General features: G+C 70.3%; 10 protein-coding genes and 1 pseudogene. 1 reads left to right on the top strand and 10 read right to left on the bottom strand.

Annotated elements, in window-relative coordinates; all coding sequences use genetic code 11:
- Window positions 1–528 precede the first annotated feature (528 nt).
- Window positions 529–1,803, bottom strand: a complete 1,275-nt coding sequence (tyrS, locus tag AB0A63_RS32295; protein ID WP_360397879.1) for a tyrosine--tRNA ligase — start codon at window positions 1,801–1,803, stop codon at window positions 529–531.
- Between the two features lie 121 nt (window positions 1,804–1,924).
- Between tyrS and AB0A63_RS32290 the strand changes: the two genes are divergently transcribed.
- On the top strand, window positions 1,925–2,326 hold the full coding sequence (locus AB0A63_RS32290; RefSeq protein WP_360397877.1) for a hypothetical protein: 402 nt from the start codon (window positions 1,925–1,927) through the stop codon (window positions 2,324–2,326).
- Window positions 2,327–2,385: 59 nt separating this feature from the next.
- Here AB0A63_RS32290 and AB0A63_RS32285 read toward each other — a convergent pair whose 3' ends face one another.
- From AB0A63_RS32285 to argC, 9 genes and pseudogenes are all read right to left on the bottom strand, one after another.
- The gene (locus tag AB0A63_RS32285) at window positions 2,386–3,003 is read right to left on the bottom strand and encodes a DNA-3-methyladenine glycosylase (RefSeq protein WP_360397875.1); all 618 of its coding nucleotides are present in this window, start codon (window positions 3,001–3,003) and stop codon (window positions 2,386–2,388) included.
- Window positions 2,993–4,384 carry an argininosuccinate lyase gene (argH, locus tag AB0A63_RS32280; RefSeq protein WP_360397873.1) on the bottom strand — a complete coding sequence of 464 codons (1,392 nt, stop codon included), beginning with the start codon at window positions 4,382–4,384 and terminating at the stop codon, window positions 2,993–2,995. The genes AB0A63_RS32285 and argH overlap by 11 nt, the downstream gene beginning before the upstream one ends.
- A gap of 165 nt (window positions 4,385–4,549) precedes the next feature.
- Window positions 4,550–4,642 (bottom strand): annotated as a pseudogene (locus AB0A63_RS32275) (argininosuccinate synthase); the annotation flags it as partial.
- A 16-nt stretch (window positions 4,643–4,658) separates the two neighbouring features.
- A complete protein-coding gene (locus AB0A63_RS32270; protein WP_360397871.1) occupies window positions 4,659–5,144 on the bottom strand; it encodes an arginine repressor in 486 nt (161 codons plus the stop codon).
- The gene (argF, locus tag AB0A63_RS32265; protein WP_360397869.1) at window positions 5,141–6,073 is read right to left on the bottom strand and encodes an ornithine carbamoyltransferase; all 933 of its coding nucleotides are present in this window, start codon (window positions 6,071–6,073) and stop codon (window positions 5,141–5,143) included. Before argF ends, AB0A63_RS32270 begins: the two co-directional genes overlap by 4 nt.
- Window positions 6,070–7,203, bottom strand: a complete 1,134-nt coding sequence (locus AB0A63_RS32260) for an acetylornithine transaminase (protein WP_360397887.1) — start codon at window positions 7,201–7,203, stop codon at window positions 6,070–6,072. The genes argF and AB0A63_RS32260 overlap by 4 nt, the downstream gene beginning before the upstream one ends.
- Window positions 7,204–7,223: 20 nt before the next feature.
- Entirely contained in the window at window positions 7,224–8,102 is an 879-nt protein-coding gene (argB, locus tag AB0A63_RS32255; RefSeq protein WP_360397885.1) for an acetylglutamate kinase, read from the bottom strand.
- Window positions 8,090–9,262, bottom strand: coding sequence for a bifunctional glutamate N-acetyltransferase/amino-acid acetyltransferase ArgJ (argJ, locus tag AB0A63_RS32250; protein WP_360397867.1), 1,173 nt, complete (start codon window positions 9,260–9,262; stop codon window positions 8,090–8,092). The genes argB and argJ overlap by 13 nt, the downstream gene beginning before the upstream one ends.
- Complete coding sequence (gene argC, locus AB0A63_RS32245) at window positions 9,259–10,272, bottom strand: N-acetyl-gamma-glutamyl-phosphate reductase (protein WP_360397865.1); 1,014 nt, start codon at window positions 10,270–10,272, stop codon at window positions 9,259–9,261. The genes argJ and argC overlap by 4 nt, the downstream gene beginning before the upstream one ends.
- Window positions 10,273–10,315 lie beyond the last annotated feature (43 nt).

Below are 10,315 nucleotides of genomic sequence, written 5' to 3'. Positions count from 1 at the left end.
GTCTAGCTACTCAAAGGAATACTCCTGACGAGGAGTATTCATATTACTGGCTGTGTTATCGGCACGCTGTTGAGTTCTCAAAGAACACGCGCTCATCATCACGGTCCGCCGCACGGCGACTCGATCCGAGGCTGTGTCGTACATAAGCTTGTTGTTGAAACTTCCGACGCCCTTGGCCTCTGAGCTCAGACGAGCTACCGGCTGGGTCTTCGTCGTTTCTCGGTCACCCACTCTACCACAGTCCGTGGAAGCTTGGTTCGTGACCCTCGTCGCGCTCCGTTCCGGTGTTCCCGGCCCGTTCCGCGCTGACATGGAGAAAGTTACACGCACGCCAACTCGGGGTCAAATCGGGGGCAAACCGTTCACCCGCGGTGGTGAAACCGCAGGTCAACAGCCCCGTACAGGACCCACGAACACGCTATCGCAGCCCCGATCCCCTGCACACTGTGACCGCGATCACGTTCAGAAAGATCGAAGGCCGCCCGCCCCGTGCGGGGCAGACGGCCTTCGGACAGCTGTAGACCCAGGTCAGAGCGCTACCCGCACGCCGGCGTTGTTGCGCTTCCCCCGGCGGAGGACCAGCCACTCACCGTGGAGCAGGTCCGACGACGACGGCTTCCACTCCTCGTCGGTCACCTTCGCGTTGTTCACGTAGGCACCGCCCTCGTTCACCGTGCGCCGCGCGGCTCCCCTGCTGTCCGCCAGCCCACCGGCGATCAGCAGGTCGACGATCGTGGGCTCGTCCGCGAGCCGGACGTCACCGGTCGGCGCCTCCGCCAGGGCGGCCTTCAGCACCGACTCGTCCAGGTCCCGCAGCTCGCCCCGGCCGAACAGCGCCTGAGAGGCCAGCTGCACCTGCTCCGTCGCGCGCTTGCCGTGCACCAGGTCGGTGAACTCCTGCGCGAGCCGCTTCTGCGCCGAGCGCAGGTGCGGCTTCTCCGCCGTCTCCCGCTCCAGCTCGCCGAGCTCCTCGCGGGAGAGGAACGTGAAGAGCCGCAGGTAGCGGAGCACGTCGGCGTCACCGACGTTGACGAAGTACTGGTACCAGGCGTACGGCGAGGTCATCTCCGGGTCGAGCCACACGTTGCCGCCGCCGGTGGACTTGCCGAACTTGCGGCCCTCGGCGTCGGTGACCAGCGGTGCGGTCAGCGCGTGCACGTGCTTGCCCTCGACCCGGCGGATCAGGTCGACGCCGCCGACGATGTTGCCCCACTGGTCGGAGCCGCCGATCTGCAGCGAGGTGCCGTACTTGCGGTGCAGCTCCAGGTAGTCGTTCGACTGCAGCAGCAGGTAGCTGAACTCGGTGTACGACATGCCGTCCGACTCGAGCCGGCGCTTCACCGTCTCCCGCGACAGCATGACGTTGACCGAGAAGTGCTTGCCCACGTCGCGCAGGAACTCCAGCGCGGTGACCTGGCCGGTCCAGTTGAGGTTGTTCTCGACGACGGCGCCCGTGGCCGAGGAGTCGAACTCAACGAACCGCTCCAGCTGGCCGCGGATCCGGTCGGCCCACTCGGCGACGGTGTCGAGCGAGTTCAGCGTGCGCTCGCCGGTGTCGCGCGGGTCGCCGATCATGCCCGTGGCACCGCCGGCCAGCACGATGGGCCGGTTGCCCGCCCGCTGGAACCGCGACAGCATCAGCAGCGGCACGAGGTTGCCCGCGTGCAGCGACGGCGCCGTCGGGTCGAAACCGCAATAGAGGGTGAGCGGGCCGGCGGCCAGGTCCTTCCGGAGTGCGTCGAGGTCGGTGGACGTCGCGATCAGGCCGCGCCAGGACAGTTCGTCAAGGATGTGCTCGCTCACGCGTCTCATTGTCGCCTACCTGGTCCAACGTGTTTCGACCCGGTACGCGGACGGGTACGCCAGCGCCATGACGGACCCACGTGATGCGGAGTTACGGCGGCCCACCGAGCGCTTGCCGCGCGTGAACGAGCGGGTGAACGAGCCGGTCGTCGAGGAAGTGGTCGAGCGCCGCGACGACACGTACCGCAAGGTGCGCACCGTGCACAGCGTCTGCGCGGTCATCGACGTCGTGTGCTGGGTGTTCGCCATCGTGCTTCTGGTGCACATCTTCCTGGTGATCGCCGATGCCAACGCGACCAACGGGTTCTTCCAGTTCGTCGCGGGCTGGGCGGACGGGATCACCCTGGGCCTGGAGGGCCTGTTCACGCCGGACAGCCCCAAGGTGGCGGTGCTGTTCAACGAGGGCCTGGCCGCGGTGCTCTGGCTGCTCATCGGCACGCTGCTGACGAGCCTGATCACCCGGTTGGCGCTGCCGGTGGACCACCGCAGGGCCTGGTACCGCAGGACCACGGTGCGGCCGTAGCCGACGGCGGCGGGGTGGCCGAGCGCGTCACCCCGCCCGTCCCGTTCTCACCGGACGGGTCAGCTCGACTCCGGTGCCGGGTTCGCGCGCCGTTTCCCGCCGCGCTTGTAGGTCGACACGGACGGGGAGTCGATCCAGAACCGCCACGGCACGTCCATCGCCACGGCGACACCCACGCGCGGTCCGGAGTGCACGGTCGTCACCGGGTCGCCCGCGTACAACCGCACCGGCGAGTCAGCAGACGTCAGGTCGAGGCCGTTGGAGCCGCGGTCCAGCCCGAGGACCTTGCACAGCCGTGCGGGTCCCTTGGCCAGTTCCGCCGCGGAACGCGAGGCCGGGCGGCGGGAGAACGCGATGTCCTCGCCCTCGACGACCTCTCCCGCGCGCAAGAGCACCGCACCGGGCACGCCGTCGGTCAGCGACACGACGTTGGCGCAGAAGTGCATGCCGTAGACGAAGTACACGTACAGATGGCCGGCCGGGCCGAACATGACCTCGTTGCGGGGCGTCTTGCCGCGGTAGCAGTGCGACGCCGGGTCGTCGCCGCCCCGGTACGCCTCCACCTCGACGATGCGCACGCGCACGCCGCCGGTCTCCAGGAAGGACCCCAGGAGGAGCCGGGACGCGTCGACCGGGTCGACCGCCAGCTCCTCCCGGGTGAGCAGCCTAGAACTCACGGGCCGCCGATGCCTTGGCCATCAACGCGTCCAGCTGTTCGCGGACCCGCGGGGGTGCCGTGCCGCCGTGGGCGTTGCGGGACGCGATCGAGCCCTCGACCGTGAGCACCGAACGGACCGAAGGCGTCAACGCGGGCGAGATCGCCGCGAACTCCTCGTCGGTGAGGTCCTCCAGGCCCACGCCACGGGACTCCGCCGCGCGCACGCACGCACCCGCGGCCTCGTGCGCCACGCGGAACGGGACGCCTTCGCGCACCAGCCACTCCGCGATGTCCGTGGCGAGCGTGAACCCGGCCGGCGCGAGCGAGGCCATCCGGTCGACGTCGAACTTGAGCGTCGCGACCATGCCCGCGAACGCCGGGAGCAGCAGTTCGAGCTGTTCGACCGAGTCGAACAGCGGCTCCTTGTCCTCCTGGAGGTCGCGGTTGTACGCGAGCGGCTGGGCCTTCAGCGTCGCCAGCAGCCCGGTGAGGTTGCCGATCAGCCGGCCCGACTTGCCGCGCGCCAGCTCGGCGACGTCCGGGTTCTTCTTCTGCGGCATGATCGACGAGCCGGTCGACCACGCGTCGTCGAGCACGGCGAACCGGAACTCGGCGGTGGTCCAGATGATGACCTCTTCCGCGATCCGCGACAGGTTCACGCTCACCATGGCGAGCACGAACGCGATCTCGGCGGCGAAGTCGCGTGCGGCGGTGCCGTCGATGGAGTTCTCGACCGGTGCGGAGAAGCCCAGGTCGGCGGCCACCTTCGCGGGGTCCAGGCCCAGCGAGGAGCCGGCCAGCGCACCGGAGCCGTACGGCGAGAACGCCGCGCGCTTGTCCCAGTCGTGCAGGCGGTCGACGTCGCGCAGCAACGAGTGCGCGTGCGCCAGCAGGTGGTGCGAGAGCAGCACGGGCTGCGCGGACTGCAGGTGGGTGCGGCCCGGCATGACGGCACCGAAGTGCGTCTCGGCCTGTCCCGCCAGCGCGTCCACGACGTCCAGCACGCCCGCGGCGACCCGGCGGGCGGCGTCGCGCAGCCACATCCGGAACAGCGTCGCCACCTGGTCGTTGCGGGACCGGCCCGCGCGCAGCTTGCCGCCCAGCTCGGCGCCCGCGCGGTCGATCAGGCCGCGCTCCAGGGCCGTGTGGACGTCCTCGTCCTCCAGCACCGGCGTGAACGCGCCCGACTCGACGTCGGCCAGCAGCTCGTCCAGCGCCTTGTGCATGCCGGCGAGCTCGTCGTCGGTGAGCAGGCCCGCCGCGTGCAGCACACGGGCGTGCGCACGCGAGCCGGCGATGTCGTACGGCGCCAGCCGCCAGTCGAAGTGCGTCGACAGCGACAGGCGGGCCATCGCCTCGGCCGGTCCCGACTCGAACCGGCCACCCCACAAGGAACTCATTGCACGCAACTTTCAGCTAGCGAAGTCGTAGAGGGATTCTTCCGAACGGGCGACGATGCCCACCACGCGCCCCTCGGACAGCGTGATGTCGACCTCGCCGGAGCCACCGCGGATCGCCGTCCGCGCCACCCGCAGCGCCACCGAACCGAGGCTGGACCGCACCACGCCGGCGCGGAAGTTCAGCTCCCGCACGGCCTCGGGCACGGTCAGCGTCTCGCCGTCCACCGCGACCGGCACGCCCTCGTCGAACGTCACGACGGCGTGCACCGGGTGGTCATTCATCGCCGTTGACCGAGGCCAGCGCGGTGAGCCGCTCGGCCAGCTCCGCGCCGGTCATCGGCTCGCGGGCCACGACCAGGATCGTGTCGTCGCCGGCGATCGTGCCGACGACCTCGTGCAGCGCGGCCCGGTCGAGCGAGCTGGCCAGGAACTGCGCGGCACCGGGCGGGGTGCGCAGCACCGCGAGGTTGCCCGACGAGTCGGCCGACACCAGCCACTCGCTGAGCAGCCGCACCAGCCGGGTGGTGCCGCCCTGCACGCCGCGCACCGGGCTGCCGTCCTCCGGGATCACGTAGACCGGCGCACCGCCGTCGGGTCCGCGCAGCTTGACCGCGCCGAGCTCGTCGAGGTCGCGCGACAGCGTGGCCTGCGTGACCTCGATGCCTTCCGCGGCCAGCAGCTTCGCGAGCTCGGACTGGCTGCGGACGGCCTGCTGGCTGACGATCTCGACGATGCGGCCCTGCCGGGCGGTGCGGGTCATGACGACTGCTCCAGCAACCACACGAGCAGCGCCTTCTGGGCGTGCAGCCGGTTCTCCGCCTCCTGCCACACCAGCGACTGCGGGCCGTCGAGCACCTCGTCGGTGATCTCCCAGCCGCGGTGCGCGGGCAGGCAGTGCAGCACCGTCGAGTCCGGCTTGCCGGTCGCGGCCAGCAGGTCGGCGTTCACCTGGTACGGCCGGAACGGGCCGACGCGGTCCTTGCCGTCGTTCTCCTGGCCCATGGACGTCCACGTGTCGGTGACCAGCACGTCGGAGCCGTCGACCGACTCGCGCGGGTCGCTGATCAGCGCCACCGAGCCGCCGGTCTCGGCCGCCCGCTTCTTGGCGTCCTCCAGGAACTGCGGGTTCGGCACGAACCCGGCCGGTGCGCCGATGCGGACGTGCATCCCGGCTGTGGCGCCGCCCAGCAGCAGCGAGTGCGCCATGTTGTTGGCGCCGTCACCGAGGTACGTCAGCGTGAGGCCGGCCAGCGTGCCGTAACGGCGGCGGATCGTCTGGAGGTCGGCGAGCACCTGGCACGGGTGGAACTCGTCGGTCAGCGCGTTGACCACGGGAACCCGCGACACGGAGGCCATCGCCTCCATGCGGGCCTGGGCGAACGTCCGCCACACCACGGCGTCGACGTACCCGGACAGGATCCGCGAGGTGTCCTCGATGGTCTCCTCGCGGCCGAGCTGCATGGAGCGGCCGTCGATGATCACCGGGTTGCCGCCGAGCTGGGCGATGCCGACCTCGAACGACAGCCGGGTGCGGGTCGAGTTCTTCTCGAAGATCACGGCTACTGACTTCGGGCCCGCCAGCGGCTTCGCGGTGAACCGGTCGGCCTTGTAGGTGTCAGCGAGGTCGAGGACGGCGGCCTGCTCGGCGGTCGTCAGGTCGTCGTCGCGGAGGAAGTGCCGCAGAGTCACGCCTGCTCCTCGAAGAAGGTCGGCAGCGCGGCCACGAACGACTGCGCGTCGGATTCGTCCAGCACCAGCGGCGGGGCGAGCCGCAGCACGTCGGGCTGGATGGGGTTGATGAGGTAACCGGCCTTCTGCGCGGCCGCCGCGGCCTTCGCCGAGACCGCCTCGCGCAGCGTGATGCCGAGCAGCAGACCGGCTCCCCGGACCCCGGTGATCGCGGGATGGTGCAACGCCTCGACACCGGTGGCGATCTCCTTGCCCACCGCGGAGACGTGCTCCAGCAGGCCTTCGGAGGCGATCGTGTCGAGCACGGCGAGCCCGGCGGCGCAGCACACCGGGTTGCCGCCGTAGGTCGTGCCGTGGTGGCCGGGCTTGAACAGCTCAGCCGCCGCGCCGAAGCCGATGGTGGCGCCCAGCGGCAGGCCACCGCCGATGCCCTTGGCGAGCGTCAGGACGTCCGGCACGATCCCGGCCTGCTGGAACGCGAACCACGTGCCGAGGCGGCCGATGCCGGTCTGCACCTCGTCGAGGATGAACAGCGCGCCGTGCTCGGCGGTGATCCGGCGGACCTCCTGGAGGTAGCCCGCCGGAGCGACGACGACGCCCTGCTCGCCCTGGATCGGCTCGACGATGAACGCCGCCGTGTCGTCGTCGATCGCGGCTTCGAGTGCGGCCACGTCACCGAACGGGACGTGCTCGACGCCGGGGACGAGCGGTGCGAACGGCGCGCGCTTGGGTTCCTGGCCGGTGAGCGTCAGCGCGCCCATCGTGCGGCCGTGGAACCCGCCGACGGTCGAGACGACCTTCGTGCGGCCGGTGAGGCGGGCCATCTTCAGCGCCGCCTCGTTGGCCTCGGCGCCGGAGTTGCAGAAGAAGACCTTGCCGGGCTCGCCCGCGATGTCGAGCAGGCGCTCGGCCAGCTTCAGGGCGGGCTCGTTGACGTACAGGTTGCCGGTGTGGCCGAGCTTCGCGATCTGCGTCGAGACCGCCTCGACGATCGCCGGGTGCGCGTGGCCGAGCGCGTTGACGGCGAGACCCGTCAGCAGGTCGACGTAGCGGTTGCCGTCGGCGTCCCAGACGTGCGCGCCCTCACCGCGTTCGAGCTGCAGCGACGGTGTGCCGTAGTTGTCCATCATGGACTGTTGCCAACGCGTGGTCACTTGTCCCCCAACACCATGGTTCCGACACCTTCGGAGGTGAAGACTTCGAGCAGAACGCTGTGGGCCAGCCGGCCGTCGATCACGTGCGCCTGCGGGACGCCGCCGCGCACCGCGCGCAGGCAGGCCTCCATCTTCGGGATCATGCCGCTGTCCAGGCCCGGCAGAATCCGCTCCAGCTCGGAGGCGCGGACCTGGTTCAGCAGCGACGAGCGGTCCGGCCAGTTCGCGTACAGACCTTCGACGTCCGTGAGCACGACGAGCTTCTCGGCGCCGAGAGCGACCGCGAGAGCGCCGGCCGCCGTGTCCGCGTTGACGTTGTGCGGCACGCCGTGGACGTCCGGCGCCACCGACGACACGACCGGGATGCGGCCCGCGCGCACGATGTCGAGCACCGCGTCCGGGTTGACCTTGGTGATGTCGCCGACGAGGCCGATGTCGACCTCCTCGCCGTCCACGAGTGCGCCGCGGCGGGTGGCGGTGAACAGGTGCGCGTCCTCGCCGGAGATGCCGACCGCGTACGGGCCGTGCTGGTTGATCAGGCCGACGAGCTCGCGCCCGACCTGGCCGACGAGCACCATCCGCACGACGTCCATGGCTTCCGGCGTGGTCACGCGCAGGCCGCCGCGGAACTCGCTGTGGATGCCGAGCCGGTCGAGCATCGACTTGATCTGCGGGCCGCCGCCGTGCACGACGACCGGGCGCAGGCCGCACAGCCGCAGGAACACCATGTCCTCGGCGAACGCCTTCTTCAGCTCGTCGTCGACCATGGCGTTGCCGCCGTACTTCACGACCACGAGCGCGCCGCGGAAGCGTTCCAGCCACGGCAGCGCTTCGACCAGAACTGCCGCTTTTTCCTGTGCGTTCACGATGAGTATGCGCTGTTCTCTTCGACGTAGTCGTGGGACAGGTCGGTGGTGAGGATCGTGGCCTCGGCCTCGCCGACGTTGAGGTCGATGACGATCTCGATGTCGCGGCCGGACAGGTCGGCCTCGGACCGGTCGCGGTCACGGGTCCCGTTGCGGTACAGCGACACGCCGTTGATCAGGATCTGCAGCACGTCCGGGTCGATCTGCGCGTCGGCCCGGCCCAGTGCCATCGCGATCCGGCCCCAGTTGGGGTCCGAGCCGAACAGCGCGGTCTTCACCAGGTTGTCCTCGGCGACGGTGCGCCCGACGAGAACGGCCTCGGCCTCGGTGGCGGCCTGCTTCACCGTGATGCTGACCTCCTTGGTCACGCCCTCGGCGTCACCCTGCAGCTGCTTGACCAGGTCGCCCGCGACCTCGGTGAGCAGCGCGAGGAAGTCCTCGTAGGACGGCTCGACGCCCGAGGCGCCGGAGGCGAGCACCAGCACGGTGTCGTTGGTCGAGGTGCCGCCGTCGACGTCGAGGCGGTCGTAAGTCTTGGAGGTGGCCGCGCGCAACGCCCGGTCCAGCTCCTCGCCGGAGATCCTGGCGTCGGTGGTGAGGACCGACAGCATGGTGGCCATGTTCGGGGCGAGCATGCCCGCGCCCTTCACGAACCCGCCGATCGACCAGCCCTGCCCGGAGTCCTTCCACGACTGCTTCGGGCGGCTGTCCGTCGTCATCACGCCGGTGGCGGCGTTGAGACCGGCCTCCTGCGACGACGCGAGCTCCTTCGCGGCCGTCTCGACCCCGGTGAGGACCTTGTCCATCGGCAGCCGCTCACCGATCAGGCCGGTGGAGCACACGGCGACGTCGACCGCGCCCGTGCCGAGCACCTCGGCGACCTTCTCGGCGGTGGCGTGCGTGTCCTGGAAGCCCTCGGGGCCGGTGCACGCGTTGGCGCCGCCGGAGTTGAGCACCACCGCGGTGAGCCGGCGGGACTGGACGACCTGCTGCGACCACAGCACGGGTGCGGCCTTCACCTTGTTGGTGGTGAAGACACCCGCGGCGGCGTCCTGCGGCCCGTCGTTCACGACGAGGGTCAGGTCGAGGGCACCGGACTCCTTGATCCCGGCGGCGACTCCGGCCGCGCGGAAGCCCTGGGGCCCGGTGACGCCCTTGCTGCGGTTCACGGTGCGACTCCAACGGTCGAGAGGCCGGTCGTCTCCGGCAGGCCGAGAGCGAGGTTCATGCACTGGACGGCGGCACCGGCGGTGCCCTTGGCCAGGTTGTCGACGGCCGCCACGACCACGAGGCGGTTCAGGTCCGTGTCGACGGTGACCTGCAGCTGGACGGCGTTGGACCCGAGGACGGCGTTCGTCGTCGGCCACATGCCCTCCGGCAGGAGGTGGACGAACGGCTCGTCGGCGTACGCCTTCTCGTAGGCGGTGCGGACGTCACCGCCGTCGCGCAACGTGGCGGTGCACGTGGCGAGGATGCCGCGCGACATCGGCGCCAGCACCGGCGTGAAGCTGACCTTGACCGGCCGTCCGGCCACGCCGCTCAGGTTCTGGGTGATCTCGGGCGTGTGCCGGTGCGCGCCGCCGACGCCGTACGCGCTCGCGGAGCCCATGACCTCGGAGCCGAGCAGGTTCGTCCTCAGCGACTTGCCGGCACCGGACGTGCCGGACACGGCGACGATGACGACCTCGTCCTCGATGAGGTCCACGGCCGGTGCGAGCGCCAACGACGACACGGTCGGGTAGCAGCCGGGAACGGCGACCCTGCGCGCGTTGACCAGCTTCTCGCGGTGTCCGGGCAGTTCGGGCAGGCCGTAGGGCCACGAGCCCGCGTGCGTGCCGCCGTACCAGCGGGTCCAGTCGCCAGCGTCGGTCAGCCGGTGGTCGGCGCCGCAGTCGATCACGACGGTGTCGTCGCCGAGCTGGGCCGCGAGCTCGGCGGAGTGGCCGTGCGGAAGTGCGAGGAACACCACGTCGTGCCCCCTGAGGGTGTCGACTGTGGTGTCTTGTAGCTGTCGGTCGGCGAGCGGCAGGAGGTGCGGCTGGTGCTTGAGCAGCTGGTCACCGGCGCTGCTGTTGGCCGTGAGCGCACCGATCTCGACGTCCGGGTGGCCCAGCAATAGGCGGAGCAGCTCGCCACCCGCGTACCCGCTGGCGCCCGCGACCGCGATCCTCACTGTCATACGAATGATTATGCACGCCCATGCAAACTCACTCAACTGAAAG

It is taken from the genome of Lentzea sp. NPDC042327 (assembly GCF_040647275.1).
In the GTDB taxonomy this organism is placed as follows: domain Bacteria; phylum Actinomycetota; class Actinomycetes; order Mycobacteriales; family Pseudonocardiaceae; genus Lentzea.
The sequence above is the reverse complement of the archived record's forward strand: the minus strand, read 5'-3'. Positions and strand labels throughout refer to the sequence as shown.